Annotated in this window: 21 protein-coding genes; 18 read left to right on the top strand and 3 right to left on the bottom strand. The window is 71.3% G+C overall.

Annotated features, from left to right (window positions below; all coding sequences use genetic code 11):
- Positions 1-2: 2 nt before the first annotated feature.
- Both phnD and phnC read right to left on the bottom strand, forming a co-directional pair.
- Positions 3-911, bottom strand: a complete 909-nt coding sequence (gene phnD / locus LHA35_RS11780) for a phosphonate ABC transporter substrate-binding protein (protein ID WP_226608464.1) — start codon at positions 909-911, stop codon at positions 3-5.
- Positions 912-934: 23 nt separating this feature from the next.
- Positions 935-1,720, bottom strand: a complete 786-nt coding sequence (gene phnC / locus LHA35_RS11775; RefSeq protein ID WP_226608463.1) for a phosphonate ABC transporter ATP-binding protein — start codon at positions 1,718-1,720, stop codon at positions 935-937.
- A gap of 141 nt (positions 1,721-1,861) precedes the next feature.
- On the opposite strand from phnC, the gene LHA35_RS11770 reads away from it, so the two are divergent.
- From LHA35_RS11770 to LHA35_RS11730, 9 genes are all read left to right on the top strand, one after another.
- Positions 1,862-2,836, top strand: coding sequence for a Bug family tripartite tricarboxylate transporter substrate binding protein (locus tag LHA35_RS11770; protein ID WP_226608462.1), 975 nt, complete (start codon positions 1,862-1,864; stop codon positions 2,834-2,836).
- 118 nt (positions 2,837-2,954) lie between these two features.
- On the top strand, positions 2,955-4,586 hold the full coding sequence (locus LHA35_RS11765; protein WP_226608461.1) for a GMC family oxidoreductase: 1,632 nt from the start codon (positions 2,955-2,957) through the stop codon (positions 4,584-4,586).
- Positions 4,587-4,820: 234 nt separating this feature from the next.
- Positions 4,821-5,504 (top strand): thioesterase domain-containing protein, encoded by a 684-nt coding sequence (locus LHA35_RS11760; protein ID WP_226608460.1) that lies wholly within the window; start codon positions 4,821-4,823, stop codon positions 5,502-5,504.
- Between the two features lie 73 nt (positions 5,505-5,577).
- Entirely contained in the window at positions 5,578-7,218 is a 1,641-nt protein-coding gene (locus tag LHA35_RS11755) for a long-chain fatty acid--CoA ligase (RefSeq protein ID WP_226608459.1), read from the top strand.
- Positions 7,219-7,427: 209 nt separating this feature from the next.
- Positions 7,428-9,038, top strand: coding sequence for an ABC transporter substrate-binding protein (locus tag LHA35_RS11750; protein ID WP_226608458.1), 1,611 nt, complete (start codon positions 7,428-7,430; stop codon positions 9,036-9,038).
- Between the two features lie 250 nt (positions 9,039-9,288).
- Positions 9,289-10,896: an ABC transporter substrate-binding protein gene (locus tag LHA35_RS11745; RefSeq protein WP_226608457.1), complete on the top strand. Its 1,608-nt coding sequence runs from the start codon at positions 9,289-9,291 to the stop codon at positions 10,894-10,896.
- Positions 10,897-11,132: 236 nt separating this feature from the next.
- Complete coding sequence (locus tag LHA35_RS11740; RefSeq protein ID WP_226608456.1) at positions 11,133-11,621, top strand: GcrA family cell cycle regulator; 489 nt, start codon at positions 11,133-11,135, stop codon at positions 11,619-11,621.
- A 230-nt stretch (positions 11,622-11,851) separates the two neighbouring features.
- A complete protein-coding gene (locus tag LHA35_RS11735; protein ID WP_226608455.1) occupies positions 11,852-12,733 on the top strand; it encodes a DMT family transporter in 882 nt (293 codons plus the stop codon).
- A gap of 113 nt (positions 12,734-12,846) precedes the next feature.
- The gene (locus tag LHA35_RS11730) at positions 12,847-13,485 is read left to right on the top strand and encodes a class I SAM-dependent methyltransferase (protein WP_226608454.1); all 639 of its coding nucleotides are present in this window, start codon (positions 12,847-12,849) and stop codon (positions 13,483-13,485) included.
- 1 nt (position 13,486) lies between these two features.
- Here the strand turns inward: LHA35_RS11730 and LHA35_RS11725 are convergent, their stop codons facing one another.
- Positions 13,487-14,218 (bottom strand): transglycosylase SLT domain-containing protein, encoded by a 732-nt coding sequence (locus tag LHA35_RS11725; RefSeq protein ID WP_226608453.1) that lies wholly within the window; start codon positions 14,216-14,218, stop codon positions 13,487-13,489.
- Between the two features lie 574 nt (positions 14,219-14,792).
- On the opposite strand from LHA35_RS11725, the gene coxB reads away from it, so the two are divergent.
- The 9 genes from coxB (at position 14,793) to LHA35_RS11685 (ending at position 22,897) form a co-directional block, all read left to right on the top strand.
- Positions 14,793-15,725 carry a cytochrome c oxidase subunit II gene (coxB, locus tag LHA35_RS11720; protein ID WP_226608452.1) on the top strand — a complete coding sequence of 311 codons (933 nt, stop codon included), beginning with the start codon at positions 14,793-14,795 and terminating at the stop codon, positions 15,723-15,725.
- Between the two features lie 47 nt (positions 15,726-15,772).
- Positions 15,773-17,374, top strand: coding sequence for a cytochrome c oxidase subunit I (ctaD, locus tag LHA35_RS11715; RefSeq protein ID WP_226608451.1), 1,602 nt, complete (start codon positions 15,773-15,775; stop codon positions 17,372-17,374).
- Positions 17,375-17,530: 156 nt separating this feature from the next.
- Entirely contained in the window at positions 17,531-18,469 is a 939-nt protein-coding gene (locus LHA35_RS11710; RefSeq protein ID WP_226608450.1) for a heme o synthase, read from the top strand.
- Complete coding sequence (locus LHA35_RS28625) at positions 18,466-18,594, top strand: hypothetical protein (RefSeq protein WP_264185487.1); 129 nt, start codon at positions 18,466-18,468, stop codon at positions 18,592-18,594. The genes LHA35_RS11710 and LHA35_RS28625 overlap by 4 nt, the downstream gene beginning before the upstream one ends.
- A 32-nt stretch (positions 18,595-18,626) precedes the next feature.
- Positions 18,627-19,244, top strand: a complete 618-nt coding sequence (locus tag LHA35_RS11705; protein ID WP_226608449.1) for a cytochrome c oxidase assembly protein — start codon at positions 18,627-18,629, stop codon at positions 19,242-19,244.
- A 229-nt stretch (positions 19,245-19,473) separates the two neighbouring features.
- Positions 19,474-20,328: a cytochrome c oxidase subunit 3 gene (locus LHA35_RS11700; protein ID WP_226608448.1), complete on the top strand. Its 855-nt coding sequence runs from the start codon at positions 19,474-19,476 to the stop codon at positions 20,326-20,328.
- 1 nt (position 20,329) lies between these two features.
- Positions 20,330-20,707 (top strand): DUF983 domain-containing protein, encoded by a 378-nt coding sequence (locus tag LHA35_RS11695; RefSeq protein ID WP_226608447.1) that lies wholly within the window; start codon positions 20,330-20,332, stop codon positions 20,705-20,707.
- A 4-nt stretch (positions 20,708-20,711) separates the two neighbouring features.
- Entirely contained in the window at positions 20,712-21,416 is a 705-nt protein-coding gene (locus LHA35_RS11690) for an SURF1 family protein (RefSeq protein WP_226608446.1), read from the top strand.
- A complete protein-coding gene (locus LHA35_RS11685) occupies positions 21,413-22,897 on the top strand; it encodes a carboxypeptidase M32 (protein ID WP_226608445.1) in 1,485 nt (494 codons plus the stop codon). The genes LHA35_RS11690 and LHA35_RS11685 overlap by 4 nt, the downstream gene beginning before the upstream one ends.
- The last annotated feature ends 13 nt before the right edge of the window (positions 22,898-22,910 follow it).

Below are 22,910 nucleotides of genomic sequence, written 5' to 3'. Positions count from 1 at the left end.
GTTCAGCTCCGCTGCCGGCGCAGGCCGTCCACGAAGCGGTTCAGCTCGATGATCGGCTGGTAGGCGGCGTTGTCCGTTGCCTCCCAGGGGCGGGCCTTGCCATCGGTCAGCCGCTCGAACAGTGCCGGGTCGCGCTGCGGCAGCTCCAGCACCGCCATGCGGATCGCCGCCTTCAGCTCGGCCGGCAGGCCGGCGAGATAGGCCATGGGCGAGTTCACGATCTGCTCGGACTTAAAGATGATGCGGAAATCCCCCGCCTTCACCATGCCCTTGCGGTCCATGCGGAGCAGGTTGCTCTCGCTCTCGTCGTTCCACCAATTGGCGGCGACGTCGACGGTGCCCTGATGCAGCGCGATCACCGCATTCTCGTGGCTGCCGGTGTAAATCACGCGGGCGAAGAATTGCTCCGGATTGATGCCCATCCGGTGCATCGCATGGCGCGGCACGTTGTTGCCCGAGGTCGAGTTCGGATCGACCAGCCCGAGATTCTTCCCGCGCAGGTCCTGGATCGCCTGGAAGGGGCTGTCCTTCCGCACGTAGAAGACCGAGTGATAGCCCTTGCTGCCGTCGAGATTGACCTCGATCGCAAAGGCCTCGACCGGCGCGCCGGTCATCAGCGCGCGGGCGAAGGCGGAGGGGCCGTATTGCGCGACATGGATGTTGCCGGCGCGCTGGCCCTCGACCACCGCGGCATAGTCATTGGCGACGCGCAGCGTCACGCGCGTGCCGCTGGCGCGCGCCAGGTATTCGGCGAAGGGCGTCCAGCGGTTCACCACGCCCTGGGAATTCTCCGACGGGATGACGGCGAAGACCAGCTCCGGATAGGCGCTGCGCCAGGCCTGGGCGTGCAGGGGGACGGGGGCGGCGGCCAGCGCGGCGCTGGCGCCGAGGAGGGTGCGGCGGCTGAGCATGAGTCGGGTCTCCGGTGGGGGGATCAGGCGGGGACGGGAATGCGGGACGGCGCCTCTGCTCCGACCGCCTCCGCCGCCTCCAGCCCATAGAGCCGGCGCGCGGCCGCCTCCGTCAGCGCCGCGGCCGGGCCGTCGAAGACCAGGCGCCCGGCATCGAGCCCGACCAGCCGCTCGCAATAGGCGCGGGCGAGGTCGAGCGAATGGATGTTGACCAGGACGGTGATGCCGAAGTCGCGGTTGATGGCCGCCAGCGCGCCCATCACCAGCGCCGCGTTGCGCGGGTCGAGCGAGGCGACCGGCTCATCGGCCAGGATCACCTGTGGCTCCTGCACCAGGGCGCGGGCGATGGCGACGCGCTGTTGCTGCCCGCCCGAAAGGCTGCCGGCACGCTGCGCGGCGAGCTGCGCCATGTCGAACTGCGCCAGCGCCGAGAGCGCGATGGCGCGGTCCGCCTCCGGCCAGAGCCGCGTGAGCGCGCGCCAGGCCGGTACGTGGTTCACCCGCCCGACCAGCACATTGGTCAGCACGTCCAGCCGCGGGGCGAGGTTGAACTGCTGGAAGATCATGGCGCAGCCGGTGCGCCAGCGCCGCAGCGCCGGTCCCCGCAGCGCGGTGATGTCGCGGCCGCGGTGCAGGATGCGGCCGGAGCTCGGGTCGGTCAGCCGGTTGATCATGCGCAGCAGCGTCGATTTGCCGGCGCCGGAGCGGCCGATGACGCCGACCATCTGGCCGGCCGGCACGGTGAGCGTCACGGCATCCACCGCCGTCACGGCGCCGAAGCACCGCGTGAGGCCCTGCAGCTCGAGCATCGGCATCCCCTGTCTCGCGGCCGCTCTACAGGCGGCCGGTGACAGCCGGATGACGGGGGCATGATATCCCGATGGAGACCGGGGGCTTGATCCGGAGGCGCGGCGCGGCCAGCCTGGGTGCAACCAGTCCGGGGAACGTCCATGACCATCCGCCGCCGCGCCGCCCTCGGCGCGCCTCTCCTGCTCCTGCCCGGCGTGCCGCGTGCCCAGGCGCCGGCGCCCTTCCCGGACCGCGCCATCACCGTGCTTCTGGGCTATCCGCCGGGCGGCGTGACGGACATCACCACCCGCGCGGTGGCCGAGCGGATGGCGCGCGAACTCGGCGTGCCGGTGGTGGTGGAGAACCGCGCCGGCGCCGCGACGGCCGTGGCCAATACCGCCGCCGCCCAGGCGCGGCCGGATGGCTACACCCTGCTGATGGGCACCTCCACCCTCGCCATCAATCCGGGCCTGCAGCCCAACCTGACGCCGAAGGAGCCGATGCGGGAACTGGCGCCGATCGGCACGGTGTTCCGCACCGCCTTCGTGCTGCATGTCCATCCCAGCCTGCCCGTCCGCAGCACCGCGGAGCTGATCGCCTGGGCGAAGGCCAATCCGGGGAAGCTCAATTTCGGCAGCAGCGGCACCGGCGCGGTGAACCACCTGGCCCAGGCGCTCTTTGCCCGGCGCGCCGGGATCGAGGTGACGCATGTGCCCTACCGGGGCGGCGCGCCGGCGCTGCTCGACCTGCGGGCGGGGCGCATCCAGGCCATGTTCCAGGCGGTGCTGGAGGCGCTGCCGGTGCTGGGCGAGGGGGCCACGCGCGGCCTCGCCATCTCCTCGGCCGAGCGCCTCCCCCTGCTGCCGGACCTGCCGCCGGTCGCGGAGGCGCTGCCGGGCTTCGACGTGGTGTTCTGGCAGGGCCTCTTCGCCCCCGCCGGCACGCCCGCCCCGGTGCTGGCGCGGCTGGAGGCGGCGCTGACGGCGGTGACCCGGGATGCCGATCTCCGCGCCCGCATGGCGGAGAACGGCGTGGTCATCACCACCGGCGATGCGGCGGCGCTGCGGAAGACGCTGGCCGAGGAGACGGTGATGTGGGGCGATCTGATCCGGGATGCGGGGATCAAGCCGGATTGAGCCGGCCCGGGGCCGGCGGGGCCGGAGATCCCGCCCCTGACCCGGCCTGCCCCGGCCCACCCCTTCGCCGCCGCGGATCCGCATGCCATCCTCCCGCCAAAGGCGGAGGAAACGGCGAATGCCCGAAGGCTCGATCCAGCGCGACCAGGTCGCGACGGTGCACACCACGGACATCCTGGTGCTCGGGGCCGGCTCGGCCGGCTGCGTCATCGCAACAAGGCTCAGCGAGGACAGCGGCACCCAGGTGGCGCTGATCGAGGCGGGACCGGCCGCCTGGCGCGATCCCTGGATCCGCATCCCCGCCGGCTTCGCCCGGCTCTATGCCAGCGGGAAGTATGACTGGCGCTTCCATACCGAACCCGAGCCGGGGCTCGACGGCCGCAGCATCCACTGGCCGCGCGGCAAGGTCGTCGGCGGCTCCGGCGCGGTGAACGGCCTGGTCTTCCTGCGCGGCAGCCCGCGCGACTACGACCGCTGGGCGCAGTCCGGCGCCCGCGGCTGGGGCTATGACGACTGCCTGCCCTTCTTCAAGAAGATGGAGACCTGGACCGGCGAGCCCTCGGAGGAGCGGGGGACGAGCGGGCCGATCCATACCTCGGAGGCGCGGCACACCTCGCCCGGCGCGCAGGCCTTCATCGCCGCGGCGCTCGCCATGGGGCACAAGCGGGTGAAGGACTTCAACGGCGCCTGGCATGAGGGCGCCGGGCCCATGCCGCTCAACATCAAGCGCGGCCTGCGCAGCCATGCCGGCGACATGTTCCTCCGGCCCGCGCGCAGCCGCGCGAACCTGCGGATCATGCCGGAGAGGCCGATCCAGCGCCTGCTCTTCGACGGCACGCGCTGCATCGGCGCGCTGGTGAAGGGCCCGCAGGGGCTGGAGCGCTGGGAGGCGCGGCGGGAGGTGGTGCTGAGCGCGGGCGCCATCGGCACGCCGCATATCCTGATGCTGTCCGGCATCGGCGACGGCGCGCATCTGCAGGAGAGGGGGATCGAGACCTTCCTGCACGCGCCCGGTGTCGGGCAGAACCTGCAGGACCATTTCCTGCAGCGCATGCGCTACCGCGTGAAGCCCTGCGGCACGGTGAACGAGATGATGCGCAGCCCCTTGGGCAAGCTGCGCATGGCGGCGCGCTACGCCTTCGACCGGCGCGGCCCGATGTCGATCGGCGCGGCGGAGGCCAACCTGTTCGCCCGCGTGCTGCCCGGCGCCGAGGAGCCGGACATGCAGTACCTCTTCGTCAACTTCACCGTCACCAGCTACGACCAGGGGCCGGACCCCTTCCCGGGTTTCATGTTCAGCGCCTGCCAGTGCCGCCCGGACAGCCGCGGCACCGTCACGCTGCGCAGCCCCGATCCTGCGGACAAGCCAGTGATCCGCGCCAACTACCTCGAGGCGCCGCACGACCAGCACCTGATGGTGGAGGGGGTGAAATATGCCCGCCGCCTCGCCGCCCAGGCCCCGCTGGCCGGGCTGATCGAGGAGGAGCTGACGCCCGGCGGCAAGGTCCAGACGGATGAGGAGATCCTGGCGCATATCCGCCGCGATGGCGGCACGGTCTACCACCCCTGCGGCACCGCCCGGATGGGGGAGGACAGCCTGGCGCCGGTGGACAGCCAGCTCCGGCTGAAGGGCGTCACGGGCCTGCGCGTGGCGGATGCCAGCGTGATGCCGCTGGTGCCGAGTTCCAACATCCAGCCGGCGGCGCTGATGATCGGGGAGCGGGCGGCGGCCTTCATCCGGGCGGGATAGCGGCGCGCCCCCCCCCGCACCCGGGCAGGGGGCCTGCCCCCTTGGCGGCCGTGCCGCCAACCACCGCCAAAGGCCGAAGGCCCCTGGGAACCGGGGGCTTCCCTGCGGCGGGAGGGCACGGCTTGCGCCATGCCGGCAGGCAGAGATCCTGACCGGCAGCCGCCCGAGGCGGCGCCGGCGATTGCGGCCGCACCAATATGCCGGCATCGACGCGGGGCGGTATAACGGCCGACGATGCCGCAGCAGCGATCCGATCCGCCCCGCCCGCTCCTCATCCTCGTCGGCGGCGCCGCCGACCGCGCGCTGCGCAAGGTCGGCCGGGTGCATGACCGCCTCGCTGCCCGGCCGGATGCCGCCACCCGCGCCCTGCACTACCTGCACCATGACCAGGCGCGCGCGATCCGGGCCCTGATCGCGGCGCAGCCACCCGGCACGCCCATCCGGCTGGTCGGCCACAGCTGGGGCGGCCATGCCGCGGCGCGCATCGCGGCCCGGCTGGGGGAGGAGGGGAGGCCGGTGGAGCTGCTGATCACTATCGATCCGGTGGCGCGCCTGGTCGGCCCGGCCTTCCTCGGCCGGGTGAAAGCGGGCGCGCGGCGCTGGATCAATGCCCGCGCCGCTGGCGGGCCGCGCGTCCATCCCTCCGACCTGGTCGCGGCGATCGGCGGACCCTATGGCGGGGCCCCACGCGGCCAGGCCGACCTGCACCTCGACCTGCCGCATTGCCATGCGGATGTCAGCGGGATGCTGGACTGCCGCACCCCGGCCGGCCTCTCCCTGCTCGAGATCGCGCTCGGCCTGGAGCAACTCGCCGAGGGGTTGGAAGGGGTCACCTCGTCCGGCGCGCCGCGTGGGGTGCCGCATGCCCCGGGGGGCGGTTCCGCCCCTTGCGCCGCGTCCGGCGCGCCCAAGGGTTGACCGCTCTCCGCCCTTGCCGCCGGCCCCCCGGGCGCCTCATATCGGAGGCAAATACAGGGGGAGGCTCGCGACCATGCTCGGCCTGATGCAGGACCGTCCGCTGCTCATCTCGTCCATCCTGGAGCATGCGGCGAGGAACCATGGCGGCGCGAAGATCGTCTCCGCCCGGCCGGATGGCAGCCTGGTCCGGCATGGCTGGCCGCAGGTGGCGGCGCGCGCCGCCCAGCTGGCCCATGCGCTGGCGGCCCGCGGGGTGAAGCAGGGCGAGCGGATCGCGACGCTGGCCTGGAACGACCACCGGCATCTCGAGGTCTATTACGGCGTCTCCTCCATGGGCGCCGTGCTGCACACGGTGAACCCGCGCCTCTTCCCCGACCAGATCGCCTTCATCCTGAAGGATGCGGAGGACACCCACCTCTTCGTGGACCCGACCCTGGTGAAGGGCGCGGAGGCGCTGGCGGACCGGCTGCCGGCCAGCCTCAGGACCATCGTCATCATGGGGACCGAGGCCGAGATCCCGGCCGACTGCCCGCTGCGCGGCCGCTTCGAGGTCATCGCGCAGGAGAGCCTGATCGCCGGCCAGCCGGAGCATTTCGACTGGCCCGAGCTGGATGAGCGCTCCGCCTCCTCGCTCTGCTACACCTCCGGCACCACCGGCGACCCGAAGGGCGTGCTGTACAGCCACCGCTCCACCGTCATCCACGGCATCGCGGTGCTGCAGAAGGATGTCTTCAACATCGGCGCCGAGGATGTGGTGATGCCGGTGGTGCCGATGTTCCATGTGAATGCCTGGGGCATCCCCTATGCCGCGGCCATGGCCGGCGCCTCCCTGGTGCTGCCCGGGCCGAAGCTGGACCCCGCCAGCCTGCACCGGCTGTTCGAGGAGGAGCGCGTCACCTTCTCCGCCGGCGTCCCGACCATCTGGACCGCCCTGCTGCAATGGCTGCGGGCCGACCCTGCCCGGAAATTCAGCAACCCGCCGCGGCTGGTGGTCGGCGGCACCGCCCTGCCGACGCCGATCAATGCCGGCTTCCTCAAGGAATACGGCGTCCATATCCGCCATGCCTGGGGCATGACCGAGCTCAGCCCGCTGGGCACCGCCAATTCCCGCCTGCCGCAGAATGCCGACTGGGACGAGGACCGCTTCCTCGACTACGCCCGCAAGCAGGGCCGCGCGCTGTTCGGCATCGAGTTGCGCGTGCGGGATGCGGAGGGGAAGGAGATCCCCCATGACGGCATCGCCTTCGGCGAGCTGGAGGTGCGCGGTCCCTGGGTGGCGAAGCAGTATTTCAACCGCCCGGGCGACCCGGCCTTCACCGGGGATGGCTGGTTCCGCACCGGCGACGTGGTGACGGTGGACGAGCTCGGCTGCATCGAGATCGTCGACCGCGCCAAGGACGTCATCAAGTCGGGCGGCGAGTGGATCAGCTCCATCACGCTGGAGAACCTGATCATGGGCCACCCGGCGGTGGCGCAGGCCGCCGTCATCGGCATCCATCACAGCAAATGGGATGAGCGGCCGCTGCTGCTGGTGGTGCCGAAGCCGGGGGCGAACCCGACGGCCGAGGAGATCATCGGCTACTACGAAGGCAAGGTGGCGAAGTGGTGGATCCCGGACCAGGTGGAGTTCGTGGAGAGCCTGCCGCTGACCGCGACCGGCAAGCTGTGGAAGGCGGACCTGAAGCAGAAATACCGCGATCGCAGCGCGGGGTAGGGGGGCGCACCGCCCCCGGGCGGGCCTGCGGGGCCGCAGCGCACCCGGCCGGCACCCTCCCGGTCAGCCCGATCCCATTGGGGCTCGACCACCCGTGATGCCGCGCCGAGGGGCAGGCCCGGCCGGGGCCGGGCGGGGCGGGCCGGGGGCGCCATCCCTCAGCACGATCCTTGCAAGGCCACCGCCCGCAACCGGGACCGGAGCCTCGCATGAGATTTCCAAAGCTCGCCCTCGCCGCCGCGCTGGCCGCCCCTGTGGCGGCGCTGCCGGCGGCCGCCCAGGCGCCCCAGAAGGTGCTGCGCATCGCGATGACCGCCAGCGACGTGCCGACCACCACCGGCATGCCGAACAACGGCTTCGAGGGCATGCGCTTCCTCGGCTATCCCGTCTTCGAGGGGCTGGCGGCCTGGGACCATTCCGACCCGAAGAAGCTGTCCGACCTGAAGCCCGGCCTGGCCGAGCGGTGGGAGCAGGACGAGGCGGAGCCGAAGAAGTGGCGCTTCCACCTCCGTCGCGGCGTCGCCTTCCATGACGGCGCGCCCTTCAACGCCGATGCGGTCATCTGGAACCTCGACCGGTTCTTCCGGAATGACAGCCCGCAATTCGATCCGGCGGGCAGCGCCATCACCCGCGGGCGCATCCCCGTCCTCGCCGCCTGGCGCAAGGTGGATGACTTCACGGTGGAGATGGAGACGACCCGCCCCGTCTCCTACTGGCCCTACCTCACTGCCTATATCCTGCTCACCTCGCCGCAGAGCTTCGAGCAGGCGGGGCGGGACTGGGCGAAGGTGGCCGCCCTGCCGGCCGCCGGCACCGGGCCCTTCCGCCTCTCCCGCTTCGTCCCCAGGCAATCGGCCGAACTGACGCGGAACGAGAATTACTGGGACGCGGCCAATCGCGCGAAACTGGACCGCGTGGTGCTGCTGCCGGTGCCGGAGGCGAACAGCCGCCTCGCCGCGCTGCGCAGCGGCCAGGTGGACTGGATCGAGGTGCCGCCGCCGGATGCCGTCGCCTCCCTCCGCGCCTCCAACTTCCAGGTGGTGACGGGCAGCTATCCGCATATCTGGCCCTGGGTCTTCGCCGCGGGCAAGGCGGGCAGCCCCACCGCCGATATCCGCGTCCGCCAGGCGCTGAACTACTGCTTCGACCGGCAGGAGATGGTGGCGCTGCTGAACGGCATGGCCGAGCCCTCGGTGGGCTATCTCAAAGCCAGTGACCCGAATTTCGGCAACCCGAACCACCGCTACCGGCTGGATGCGGCGCGTGGCAAGGCGCTGCTGGCCGAGGCCGGCTACGGCCCGCAGAAGCCGCTTTCCATCAGGATCGGCATCTCCAACAGCGGCTCCGGCCAGATGCTGCCCCTGCCGATGAACGAGTTCCTGCAGCAATCCCTGCAGCAGCATTGCGGCGTGCGCGTCACCTTCGAGGTGGTGGAGTGGAACACGCTGCTCGGCGGTCTGCGCGCCGAGCCGGGGCAGCCGCAATGGCTGGGGGCGGATGCGCTGAACATCAGCCTGCATTCCTCCGACCCATCGGCCATGGGGCGCTGGTTCTTCGGGCCGAATGTCACCCCGCGCGGCTCGAATGCCGGGCACTGGCGGGATGCGCAGTTCGACGCGGCCTTCGCGGCGCTGGAGACGGAGACCGACCCGGCGAAGCGCGCGGCGCTCACCCGGACGGCGCATGAGCGGCTGGTGGACAACCCGCCCTGGCTCTGGATCGTGCACGACCTGAACCCGCGGGCCATGTCGCGGCGGGTGACCGGCTTCGTCAGCCCGCAGAGCTGGTTCATCGACCTGGCCAGGGTGGACATGCAGTAGAGCAGATCGCCGAAGGCCGTGAACGACCGAAGGCGTGAACCTGCTCGAAAATCAAAGGTCTAGGTGGATTGGCGTTCATTTCCAAACGCCATCCGCTGCAGGCCCGGGCGGACTGCCCGAAGCCGGGCCGGATCCGGCGGGCGCCTGATCCCCGGCGCGGGCGCCCTGGCCGGGCCCGTCGCGGGGGCGACGCGCCCCTTGCATGGTTGTTGCTAGGCCCTGCCGGTTTCCGACCGGGAGGACCATGCTGATGAGCCTACTCCACCGCGCCGCGGGCCTCGGCCTCGCGGCGCTGATCGCGGGCACGGTGCCGGCGCTGGCGCAGCAGAAGACGCTGCGCATCGCCATGACGGCGGCCGATGTGCCGACCACCACGGGCATGCCGAACAACGGCTTCGAGGGGATGCGCTTCCTCGGCTATCCCGCCTTCGAGGGGCTGGTGCTCTGGGACCTCTCCGATGCCTCCCGCCCGGCGGGGCTGCGCCCCGGCCTCGCCGAGCGCTGGGAACAGGACCCGGCCGACCCGAAGACCTGGATCTTCCACCTCCGCCGCGGGGTGAGATTCCATGACGGGACGGCGTTCACCGCCGATGCGGTGATCTGGAACCTCGACCGCTTCTTCAAATCGGACAGCCCGCAATTCGAGCCGGCGGGCAGCGGCATCACCCGCGCCCGCATCCCGATCATGGCGGGCTACCGCAAGATCGACGACCACACGGTGGCGATCTCCACCACGCGGGTCGCCAGCTACTTCCCCTACATGGCCGTCTACATCCTGATGACGAGCCCGCAGAGCTGGGAGACGGCCGGCCGCGACTGGGCGAAGGTGGCGCAGCTTCCCGCTTCCGGCACCGGCCCCTTCCGCCTCTCGCGCTTCACCCCGCGCGTCTCGGCGGAACTGACGAAGAATGAGGGCTACTGGGACAAGGCGCGGGTGCCGAAGCTCGACCGCGTGCTGCTGCTGCCGATCCCGGAGGCGAACAGCCGCCTCGCCGCGCTGCGCAGTGGCCAGGTGGACTGGATCGAGGTGCCGCCGCCGGATGCCATCCCGAGCCTGCGCCAGGCCAATTTCAACGTCGTCACCAACAGCTACCCGCATGTCTGGCCCTGGATGTTCCAGCTCGGCGGGCAGAACACGCCCTTCCGCGACGTGCGCGTGCGGCAGGGGCTGAACTACTGCGTGGACCGCGCCGGCCTGGTGCAGCTGCTGAACGGCACGGCGGAGCCCTCCATCGGCTGGCTCAAGCCGTCCGACCCGAATTTCGGCCGGCCCGAGCACCGCTACGGCTTCGACCCCGCCAGGGGCAAGGCGCTGCTGGCCGCGGCCGGCTTCACGCCGCAGCGCCCCCTTCAGTTCAAGGTCATGATCTCCGCCTCCGGCTCCGGCCAGATGCTGCCGCTGCCGATGAACGAGTTCCTGCAGCAGAACCTGAAGGAGGCCTGCGGCGTGAACGTCACCTTCGAGGTGACGGAGTGGAACACGCTGCTGACCGCGATCCGCAGCGGGCCGGACGCGCCGATCCTGAATGGTTCGGTCGCCGCCAACCCTTCCTCGCCCTCCTCCGACCCCTCGGTCGCGGCGCGCTACTTCCTGCAGGCCTTCGTGCCGCCCAACGGCTTCAACTGGCCGCAATGGAACGACCCGCAATTCGAGGAGGCCTTCGCCGCGCTGGAGAATGCGCGTGACGAGGCGAGCTTCGGCGCGGCCTATGCCAGGGCGCATGAACGTCTGGTCGACAACCCGCCCTGGCTGTACATCGTGCACGACCTCAATCCGCGCGCCATGTCGCGCCGGGTGCGCGGCTTCGTCTCCGCACAATCCTGGTTCCAGGACCTTGTGACGGTGGACTTGCAATAGCTGTGGTTGCGCGCGGCGCCGCACGCCGCGCGCGTATTCGGTGGCGACGCGCCTCCCGGTTCGCGTTAAGACGCTAACTGAGAGGCGCGAATGTTTTCCCGCTCATTCTTTTCCCCAGTCTTTTCCACAGATTTTCGTGTGCTGATTGCATGCCAGAACTTGTGGTGAGTACCCGCGTTGGCCTACCGTATCTTGTGGGTGGCAACATCTAGTGGGTCAGGTTCGGGGAGAGCCACATGGACTGGACGGCTGAGGCGATCGAGCAGCTCCGCGGCCTCTGGGCGGAGGGCCATTCGACGGCCGAGATCGGCCGGCGCATGGGCGTCTCGAAGAATGCCGTGGTCGGCAAGGCGCACCGGCTGAACCTGCCGGCGCGGCCGAGCCCGATCCGCCGCGAGCCCGGGGAGGGCGGCGCGGCGCCGCGACCCGCCGCGCAGCCGCGCCGCCTTGCCGTGCCGCCGCCGCTGCGCGAGCCCGCGCCGCTGCGCCGGCCGGAGGCGCCGGCCGCGGCCGCCGCGCCGGTGGCTGCCCCGCCGCCGCCCGCCGCCGTGGTGCGCCCCTTCCCGCGCGTCGCCGCCCGCAGCTGCTGCTGGCCGCTCGGCGAGCCCGGCACGCCCGATTTCCGCTTCTGCTCGGCCGAGGCGACGCCGGGCAAGCCCTACTGCGCCGAACATGCCTCGGTGGCCTATGTGCGGGTGCGCGACCGGCGGGAAGACGCCGCCTAGGCCGCGGGGCGCCGCACCGCGGCCGCCATGCCCGGGCCCAGCCCGGGCTTTTTTCTGCGGGCCGGACGCCGCGGCGATGGCCGGCGCAGCGCCGCATGCCAGCCCGCCAGCGATGACCGGTTCATGAAGGCCGCAGCGCGCCGCGTGCATTCCGGGGCTTCGCAGCGCGCGCTTCCGGCGCCGCGCCGCCGCCGCGATGCTGCGCCCATGATCCGCCCCACCATCCCTCGATGAACGGCCGCCTCGCCGGCGTCGCGCTGCAGCTCTCGGCGCTTGCCGTCTTCGTCTGCATGGACACCATGCTGAAGCTGCTGACGGCGCATTATGCCGTGCCGCAGCTGATGTGGGCACGCTTCCTGTTCAGCCTGCTGGCCGCCGCGCTGTTCTTCCGGCTGGTGATGGGGCGGCTGCCCTGGCGGTCCAGGGCGCCGGGGCTGCAGGCGGTGCGCAGCCTGCTGCTGGCGGCGAGCAACCTGATGTTCTCGACCGCCCTCGTCTACCTGCCGCTGACCGACTGCACCGCGATCGGCTTCGCCTCGCCGCTCTTCACCGTCGCGCTCGCCGCGGTCTGGCTGAAGGAGAGGGTGGGGAAGCGGCGCTGGCTCGGCGTGGGCATCGGCTTCGCCGGCGTGCTGGTCGCGCTCCGCCCGCCCTTCCTGACGGGCGGGGAGCCGGCGCACTGGGCCACCATCCTGCCGCTCGGAACCGCGCTGCTCTTCGCGGTCTACCAGATCATGACGCGCCGGCTGGCGACCATCGACGACCCGCGCACCACCATCCTGCATACCGGCCTCGCCGCCTCGATCGCCGCGAGCCTGGCGCAGCCCTTCGTCTGGACGCCGCCTTCCCTGCCGGACTGGGGGCTGCTGGCCGCACTCGGGCTGCTGGGCGGGGCGGGGCATGGGCTGCTGGTGCTGGCCTATGCCCGGGCGCCGGCCAGCCTGCTGGCGCCAATGTCCTATACCCAGCTCATCTGGGCCTCGATCGCCGGGGTGCTGGTCTTCGCCGACTGGCCGGATCTGTGGACGCTGCTGGGGGCGGCGATCATTGCGCTGGGCGGGGTGCTGGTGGCGTTGCCCGACCGCCGCGCCAGGCAGCCGGTCGAGACATGATGCGGCCCAACGGGCTTGCCTTGGCGGTCCCGGTAGTCTAGCCCGCAGGCTTCCGTGGCATTCATAAAGGGGTCACAAGCATTCGCGAGGCAAGGCTGCTCCAGGATGCCCGGATGGGCCACCCCCGCGCGGCGCTCGATGCCGGTGCGGTGCGCGAGGCCTATCGCCGCTGGGCGGGTGTCTATGACGAGGTGTTCGGCTCCGTCTCCGGCCCCGGCCGCCGGCGTGCCGTTGCGGCGGTGAACGGGCTGCCGGGCACGCGCGTGCTCGAGGTCGGGGTCGGCACCGGCCTGGCCCTGCCGCTCTATGATCCCCGCAAGCGGGTGGTCGGCATCGACCTGTCGCGCGACATGCTGCTGCGCGCGCAGGAACGGGTGGCGACGCGGCGGTTGCGCAATGTCGTCGGGCTGCTGGAGATGGATGCGGAATCCATGGCCTTCGCCGATGGCAGCTTCGATGTCGCGGTGGCGATGTTCACCGCGACGGTGGTGCCGGATGCCCGGCGGCTCTACCGGGAGATGCGCCGCGTGGTGCGCCCCGGCGGGCAACTCCTCTTCGTGAACCACTTCGCCGCCGAGGGCGGCCTGCGCTGGTGGGCGGAGCGGACACTGGCGCCGCTCTCGCGCGTGCTCGGCTGGCATCCGGATTTCGCGCTGGGCGACCTGCTGGAGGACCCGCGCGCCGCCGCCGAGATCGTGCCCTGCCCGCCTTTCGGGCTGTTCACCCTGGTCCGCGTCCCCCAGCCGGCCTGATTCAGGGCGGGGTCCGGGGCCAGGCTTCGGCCCCGGCGGCGGGCGAGGGGGACGGTGCCACCCTCTGGCAGGCGATGCGCGGCCTCGGCGCATGGCGCGCGACCTTCAGCGCCGGCCGGAGCCCCGGCGCGCAGAGGCCCTTCGCCGCCGCGATCGGCACCGTGCCGCCGCCCGCCGCCCAGGCCGCGCCGAGCCGCGCCAGCATGATGCGCCGGTGGTAGCCCGCGCCGCGCCCGGCATCCCCGGAATGGTAGTTGGCGATGGCTTCCGCCCAATTACCGAAGCGGCCGTGCAGCGCGCGCAGGAAGGTGATGGCGTAGCGGATATTCGCGGCCGGCTCGAATCCCGCCTGCGGGTCCGGGAAGGCGTCGGGGTGGTGCAGCAGGTTCACCTGCATGCAGCCGATATCGATGGAGCGGCGCCCGGCGGCCTGCAGCGCCGCGACCTCCGCGGCCGCGGCGGCACGGCTGTCCAGCACCCGGCCCTCGCCCTCCACATTCAGGGACCAGGGCCAGGGCTCGAAGCGGCCGGTGCGAGGGTCGCTGCGCCCGCTCTCGACCAGGGCGATGGCCAGCAGCAGACCGGGCGGGAGGCCGGAGCGCGGCTCGGCCGCGGCGATGGCGCGGCGGCAGGCGGTCCAGGGGTCCTCGGCGGCCGGGCCCTGGGCAAGGGCCGGGCCCGCGGCAAGCAGGGTCGGCAGGAGCAGCAGGCAGCGGAGAAACCCGGGCGGCACCACGCTGTCCTGTCACCCCGGGGCGGCGGGGTCAAATCACCGCGGCGCAGCCAGGGGCCCGCTTGGGGCCAGGCCGGCGTGGGGCGAGGCGGCCGGCGGGCGGGGCAGGATCGGCGGGGACCAGGTCGCCGAACTGGCGGAGATGTTCCGGCCGATGCGCGGCCCGGCGCGGCTGCGGATCGTCCTCGCCTGCCTCGGTGCGCCGGCGGCGGCTGGGGAGGAGGCGGAGCGCCTGGGCATGTCCGCCTCGCCCGTCTCGCGCCATGCGGTTGCTGCAGGCGGACCGGTGCGGCCGGCAGGTCTGCTGCACGGTGCGGGACGAGCATGTCCGGTCGATGCTGTCGGACATGGTCGACCCTGTGGCCGAGGGGGAGGCAGAGGTTGAAGGAGGCGCCTGAAAAAGCGCGGCGGCCTTGCTGTATGTCAAAGCGGCCTCACTTGTGCGGTGCCAGGGTGCGCGACTATGGTCCGGCCGCGCCTGCCCCGCGCCTGCGGGAGGGGTGTGCCGGCCGTCCTGCGGCCCGGCGGGAATAGATTGCGGGCGGCGCGCGTCGTCAGCCCGGACGGGAATGGGATGCGACGTGTGATCGGGCGATGGTTCGCTAAGGCATCGAGGCTCGCTACCGCCGGCCTCGTCGGTGCGTCGGCCCTCTTCGGACAGGCGCTTGCGCAGGGAAATGAGCCGACCGGCGGGATCGTCGGCAGCACCGAGGGCTCGCTCGGCGCGCCGACCCCGTGGGGCATGGGCCTGCAGCCTGCGGCGGGGCCGGTGAAGGAGGCCATCCACGACTTCAACACGCTGGTGCTCTGGATCATCATCGCCATCACCCTGTTCGTGATGGTGCTGCTGGCCTATGTGGTCTGGAAGTTCCGCGAAGCGGCCAACCCGACGCCGTCCCGCACCAGCCACAACACCATGATCGAGATCGCCTGGACGGTGATCCCGGTGCTGATCCTGGTGGTGATCGCCATCCCGTCCTTCCGCTTGATCTACTACCAGGACCGGGCGCGCGACGCGGACATCACCATCAATGTCCAGGGGCGGCAGTGGTACTGGAACTACACCTATCCGGATCACGGCAACTTCGCCTTCGACAGCCGCCCGATTCCGGATGAGGACCTGCAGCCGGGCCAGCCCCGCAACCTGGCGGTGGACGAGCCGCTGGTGATCCCGGTCGGCGCCACGGTGCGCGTGCTGACCACCGGGCAGGACGTGATCCACAGCTTCTTCGTCCCGGCACTCGGCGTGCAGAAATATACCATCCCCGGCCGGACGCTGGAGACCTGGTTCCGCGCCGACCGCGCCGGCACCTTCTACGGCCAGTGCAACCAGATCTGCGGCACGAACCACTGGTTCATGCCGATCGAGGTCCGGGCGGTGCCCGCGGCCGAGTTCCAGACCTGGGTGGACCAGGCGAAGACGAAATATGCGCGGGCGGACGGCGCCCCGGTGTCGGTGGCCGCCGCCCCGGCGCCCACCCGGCAGATTGCGGCCCTGCCCCGGTAATCCCGGGGCTCGGCTGACCCTGATTGACCTCGAGGCGGGACGGATCCATGGCGACCGCGAGTGACCACGCCCATCACGGGCACGACCACCACGACCACAAGCCGGGCTTCGTGGCGCGCTGGTTCTTCAGCACGAACCACAAGGACATCGGCACCCTCTACCTCATCTTCTCGGTCTTCGCCGCGATCATCGGCGTGCTGCTCTCCGTCCTGATGCGGATGGAGCTGCAGAATCCGGGGATGCAGATCTTCGCCGACGGCCAGATGTGGAACTCGGTGGTCAGCGCCCATGGCCTGATCATGGTGTTCTTCGTGGTCATGCCGGCGTTGATCGGCGGGTTCGGCAACTGGTTCGTGCCGATCATGATCGGCGCGCCGGACATGGCCTTCCCGCGCATGAACAACATCAGCTTCTGGCTGCTGGTGCCGGCCTTCCTGATGCTGGGCGCGAGCCTGTTCGTGGGCTCCGGCCCCGGCGCGGGCTGGACGATCTACACCCCGCTCTCGGACAGCACCTACCATGCCGGCCCGGCCATGGACCTGGCGCTGTTCGCCCTGCACCTGGCGGGCGCGAGCTCGATCATGGGCGCGGCGAACTTCATCACGACCATCTTCAACATGCGCGCGCCGGGCATGACCCTGCACAAGATGCCGCTGTTCGTGTGGTCGATGCTGGTGACCGCCTTCCTGCTGCTGCTGGCGGTGCCGGTGCTGGCCGGCGCGATCACCATGCTGATCACGGACCGCAATTTCGGCACGGCCTTCTTCAACCCGGCCGGCGGCGGCGACCCGGTGCTGTTCCAGCACCTGTTCTGGTTCTTCGGTCACCCCGAAGTCTACATCATGATCCTGCCGGGCTTCGGGATCATCAGCCACATCGTCTCGACCTTCAGCCGCAAGCCGGTCTTCGGCTATCTCGGCATGGCCTATGCGATGGTGGCGATCGGCGTCGTGGGCTTCATCGTCTGGGCCCACCACATGTTCACCTCCGGCATCGATGTCGACACCCGCGCCTACTTCATGGCGGCGACGATGGTGATTGCGGTGCCGACGGGCGTGAAGATCTTCTCCTGGATCGCCACCATGTGGGGCGGTTCCATCCAGATGAAGCTGCCCATGCTCTGGGCCATCGGCTTCATCTTCCTGTTCACGGTGGGCGGCGTCACCGGCGTGAAGCTGGCCAATGCCGGCGTGGACGTCATCCTGCACAACACCTACTACGTGGTGGCGCACTTCCACTACGTGCTGTCCCTGGGCGCCGTCTTCTCGATCTTCGCCGGCTTCTACTACTGGATCGGCAAGATGAGCGGAAAGCAGTACCCGGAGTTCTGGGGGCAGGTGCATTTCTGGATGCTGTTCATCGGCGCCAACCTGATCTTCTTCCCGCAGCACTTCCTGGGCGCGCAGGGCATGCCCCGCCGCTACCCGGACTACCCGGATGCCTTCTGGGGCTGGAACCTGGTCTCCTCGCTCGGCTCCTACATCGCCGCGGCGTCGATGCTGGTGTTCTTCTACGTCGTCTACCGGACCTTCACCTCGAAGGAGCAGGTGGCCGACAACTACTGGGGTGAGGGTGCGACCACGCTGGAATGGCAGGTCAGCAGCCCGCCGCCCTTCCACACCTTCGAGGAACTGCCGCGCGTCCGCTGACGCGCCTGGGCTCGGAACTGCCGCGCGTCCGCTGACGCGAGGGGCAGGCAGAAAGGCCGGGACCCACGGGTCCCGGCCGGCATTCACCATCAAGACCGGGATGCGCCATGCCCCGCGGCATGGCGTTTTCTCCATGCAGGGCCTGGATCCATCGCCATGAGCGATCTCACCGCCTCCTCCGCATCGGAAGCCCTCCCGGCGCAGGACCTCTCGGAGGTCCGCGACTGGGTCACGCTGCTCAAGCCGCGGGTGATCTCGCTGGTGGTGCTGACCGGCGTGGTGGGGCTGATCGTGGCGCCGGGAACGCTGCCGCCGGCGCTGGCGATCGCCGCCGTGCTCTGCATCGCGCTCGGCGCGGGCGCCGCGGGCGCCATCAACATGTGGTACGACCGCGACATCGACGCGCGGATGAAGCGCACCGCCCGCCGCCCCATTCCGGCCGGGCGGATCGAGCCGGGCGCGGCGCTCGCCTATGGCGTCTCGCTCGCCACCGCCTCCGTCCTCATCATGGGGCTCGCCACCAATTGGGTGGCGGCCGGCGTGCTCGCGCTCTCGATCGCCTTCTATGTCGTCGTCTACACCATGTGGCTGAAGCGCCGGACCAGCCAGAACATCGTCATCGGCGGCGCCGCCGGGGCCTTCCCGCCGGTGATCGGCTGGGCCGCCGTCACCGGCGACGTGACGCTCGAGCCCCTCATTCTCTTCGCCATCATCTTCTTCTGGACCCCGCCGCATTTCTGGGCGCTCAGCCTGTTCGCCCATGCGGATTACGAGCGGGTCGGCGTCCCCATGCTGCCCGTCACCCATGGCGCGCGGGAGACCCGGAAGCAGGTGCTGCTCTATACCCTGCTGCTGGTGCCGCTGACGCTGGCGCCGACGCTGCTCGGCTTCGCCGGCTGGGTCTATGCCGCCGCAGCCCTGCTGCTGGGCGCCGAATTCCTGCGCCATGCCCTCGCCGTCTGGCGGGACCGGCAGGATCCCGCGGGGCGCAGCCTCTCCGGCGACGTGCCGGCCAGGAAGGCCTTCCGCTACTCCCTTTCCTATCTCGGCCTGCTCTTCATCGCGCTCGCCGTGGACCGGATGATCCTTGGATGACGCCCGAAGAACGCGCCGATCTCGACCGCCGCCGGCGGCAGAAGAACTGGGCAGTGCTGGGGGTGCTCCTCGCCCTCGTCATCCTGTTCTTCTTCATCAGCACGGCGCGCGTGCTGCGGGGCTAGCCATGCCGCACCGCGCGCCCAATTCTGCCGCCATGGACCCGACCCGCGCCGAGACGCTCCGCCGCCGCAACCGCCGCACCGCCATGGGCGTCGGCCTCTTCGTCTGCGGCATGGTCGGCCTCTCCTTCGCCTCCGTCCCGCTCTACGACCTGTTCTGCCGCGTCACCGGCTATAATGGCACGGTGCAGGTGAACGGCCCGGCGGCCCCGGGGGCGGGGAGCCAGGTCATGACCATCCGCTTCAACGCCAATACCCAGCCCGGCCTGCCCTGGCGCTTCGTCCCCGGCCAGGGCCCGATGCAGCTCCGTGTGGGGGAGGAGGGGATGGCCTTCTACCAGGCCACCAACACCGCCGCGGTGCCGGTCACCGGCATCTCCACCTACAACGTGACGCCCGAGGTGGTGGGGAAGTATTTCCACAAGACCGCCTGCTTCTGCTTCGAACAGCAGACGCTCGAACCCGGCCAGCAGGTGGACATGCCGCTCGCCTTCTGGGTGGACCCGAAGATCGCGGAAGACCCGAACACCCGGGGCATCCGCACCATCACCATCAGCTACAGCTTCTTCCGCAGCCTCGAGGACGCGCAGCGCACCGGCGCCCTGGCGAATGCCGGGCCGCATGTCGGCGCGCCGCCGCGTGCCACCCCCTGACCGGCGCGCGGGGCTCCGGCGGCACCGCCCGGGGCCCCGCACGCCGGCCCGACCAGGACCGCGCCGGCCCGGCCCCGCACGTTGCCGGGCCAGGCCGGTGCAACCCCGGGAACGCCCCCGCGATCAGGCCGCACGGGCTTGATCAAGGCGGGGTTTTCGGGATTGATGCGCCCATTCGGCGCCCGCCCCGCAGGGGTCACGGCGCCGCCGAATCAGACCAGGACGTCAGATGGCCAGCACCACCGATATGACGGCGAATGCGGCGGAGCCCGCCCCGCTGCACAAGCACCCCTACCACCTGGTGGACCCCTCGCCCTGGCCGCTGGTCTCCAGCTTCGCGGCCGGCGCGCTGGTGCTCGGCATCATCCTCGTCGCGCATTACGGCAGCTGGTGGATGCTCTACATCGGCGTCGCCGGCACGCTCGCCAGCATGTTCTTCTGGTGGCGCGACGTGCTGCGGGAGTCGCAGACCCCGGGCATGCATACCCCGGTGGTGCGGATCGGCCTGCGCTATGGCATGACGCTGTTCATCGCTTCCGAGGTGATGTTCTTCGTCGCCTTCTTCTGGGCCTATTTCCATTTCGCGCTCTACCCGGACCATGTCTCGGGCGCCGAGGTCGCGATCTGGCCGCCGCAGGGCATCCTCACCTTCGATCCCTGGGGCCTGCCCTTCCTGAACACCATGATCCTGCTGCTCTCGGGCTGCACGGTCACCTGGGCGCACCACGCGCTGCTGCACGGGGACCGCAAGGGGCTGGTCAACGGCCTGGCGCTGACGGTGCTGCTGGGCATGTTCTTCACCTTCCTGCAGGCGGTCGAGTACGCCGAGGCGCCCTTCGCCTTCACCGGCGGCGTCTATCCCTCGGTCTTCTTCCTCGCCACCGGCTTCCACGGCTTCCACGTCATCGTCGGCACCACCTTCCTCGCGGTCTGCCTGTTCCGCGCGATGAAGGGCCATTTCACGCCGGAGCGGCATTTCGGCTTCGAGGCGGCGGCCTGGTACTGGCACTTCGTCGACGTGGTGTGGCTGTTCCTCTTCGTCTGCATCTACTGGTGGGGTGCGGGCGAGATCGCGGTGCACTGACATGGCGGCGGGTGCCGCCCCGGGCTCCGGGGCCGCCCCGCTGGCCCCGGTCGCCCTGCTGGGCCGCTGTCCGCGTTGCGGCAGCGGCCCGCTGTTTTCCGGGGTGCTGGCGGTGCGCGAAGCCTGTCCCGCCTGCGGGCTCGACCTCCGGGCGCATGATTCGGGCGATGGCCCGGCCATGGCCGGCATCTTCATCGTCGGCGCGCTGGCGGTGATCGCGGCCCTGGTGGTGGATGTTCGGTACGAACCGCCGCTCTGGGCGCATGCGCTGCTCTGGCCGGCGCTGGTGCTGCCGCTCTCGCTGCTGGTCATGCGCCTCGCCAAGGCGCTGCTGGTCGCGCTGCAGTACCGCCACCGCCTGCGCGGCCCGGCGGGATGAGGCAATGACCCTGCGGCGCCTCCTGCCGGTGCTGGCCGCGCTGCCCGTGCTGGCGATCCTCCTCGGCCTCGGCACCTGGCAGGTGCAGCGGCTGCACTGGAAGACCGACCTGCTGGCCGCCATCGCCGCGGCGGAGGCCGGCCCCGCCCTGCCGCTCGATGCCGGGGCGCGGCCCTATGCCAAGGTCGCCGCCACCGGCCGCTTCGACCATGACCGGGAAGCGCTGCTGGGCCTGCAGGTGCGCGGCACCACGCTCGGCGCGCATCTGGTCACGCCGCTGCTGCGGCAGGACGCGCCGCCGCTGCTGGTCGATCGCGGCTGGGTGCCGCTGGAGCGGGACCGCGCCATCGCCCGGCCGGAGGGCGAGGTCTCCGTCACCGGCTATCTCCGCCCGGCGGATGAGCGGGACTGGAACAGCCCGCGGGACGACCCGGCGGGGCGCCGCTTCTACCTCTTCGACCCCGTGGCGATCGGCCGGGCGCTGGACCTGCCGCCCCCCATGCCCTTCGGCCTGGTCGCGCTCGCCCCGCCCGAGGCGCCGGCCGCCGCGCTGCCTGCCGCGCCACGCGCCCTGCCGCGGCCGAACAACCCGCATCTCGGCTATGCCATCACCTGGTACGGGCTGGCGGCGGCGCTGGTCGGCGTGCTGGCCGCCTTCATGCTGCGCCGGCCCGGCCAGGGGGGCGCACCGGAAAAGGATCCTGCATGACCGCCGCCTATGACCGCCTGAAGGCCCGCTTCGCCCGCATCGCCACGCTCGGCGAGGCGCAGGCCATGCTGCACTGGGATGCCAGCGCCATGATGCCGCCGGGCGGCGCCGCAGCGCGCGGGGAGCAACTGGCGACCCTCGCCGGCCTGTCGCATGACCTGCTGACCGCGCCGGAGGTGGCCGGGGACCTCGCCGATGCCGCGGCGCAGGGCGAATGGGACGCGGCGAATCTCGAGCTGATGCGCCGCGCCCATGCCCGCGCCACCGCCCTGCCGACCGCGCTGGTGGAGGCCATGGCCCGCGCCAACAGCGCCTGCGAGACCATCTGGCGGGAGGCCAAGGCGAGGTCCGACTTCGCCCTGGTCCGCCCGGCGCTGGAGGAGGTCGTCCGGCTGCAGCGGGAGATGGCGCAGGCGCTTTCCGCCGCGCTCGGCCTCTCTCCCTATGACGCGCTGATGGAGGGCTACCAGCGCGGTGTCACGGCGGCCGAGGTGGAGCCGGTCTTCGCCGCCTACGAGGCCTTCCTGGCCGAGGCCCTGCCGCGGGCCGAGGCGATCCAGTCCCGGCGCCCCGCCCCGCGCCCGCTGCCCGGGCCCTTCCCGGTCGCGGCGCAGCGCGCCCTCTGCCGGCGGATGTCGGAACGGGTCGGCCTCGACTACGCGCATGCCCGACTGGACGAGAGCCTGCACCCCTTCTGCGGCGGCACGCCGAGCGACGTGCGCATCACCACCTTCTATGCCGAGGAGGATGTCGCCAAGGCGCTGATGGGCGTGCTGCACGAGACCGGCCATGCGCAATATGAGCGCGGCCTGCCCGAAGCCTGGGCCCGCCAGCCGGTGGGCGAGGCGGCGGGCATGGCGGCGCATGAGTCGCAGAGCCTGATCGTCGAGATGCAGGCCTGCCGCTCCGACGCCTTCCTCTCCTTCCTCGGGCGGGAGCTGCTGGCCGCCTTCGGCGGCGATCCGGCGCCCTACGCCACGGAGAACCTGGCCGGGCTCTGGCGCCGCGTTTCGCGCGGCTTCATCCGCGTCGATGCCGATGAGCTGACCTACCCCGCCCATGTCATCCTGCGCTTCCGGCTGGAGCGGGCGATGATCGGGGGCAGGCTGGAAGTCGCCGACCTGCCCGGCGCCTGGAATGAGGGCCTCCGCGCCCTGCTCGGCATCGCCCCGCCGGACGACGCCCGCGGCTGCCTGCAGGACATCCACTGGCATGACGGCGCCTTCGGCTATTTCCCGAGCTACACGCTCGGCGCCATGGCGGCCGCCCAGCTCATGCAGGCGGCACGGCGCGAGGTGCCCGGCCTGGACGAAGCGCTGGCGCTGGGCGAGATGCTTCCGCTCATGGGCTGGCTGCGGGAGAAGGTGCACGCGCAGGGCTCCCGCCTCGGCTTCCAGGACCTGCTGCGACATGCCACGGGCAAGTCGCTCGACCCAGGGGACTTCATGGCGCATCTGCGGGCGCGCTACCTGGAGGGCTGAGCCCCCCTTCCCG

It is taken from the genome of Roseicella aerolata (assembly GCF_020523605.1).
Lineage (GTDB): Bacteria > Pseudomonadota > Alphaproteobacteria > Acetobacterales > Acetobacteraceae > Paracraurococcus > Paracraurococcus aerolatus.
Note: the sequence above shows the minus strand (reverse complement) of the source record. Positions and strands in the feature narration are given on the sequence as shown.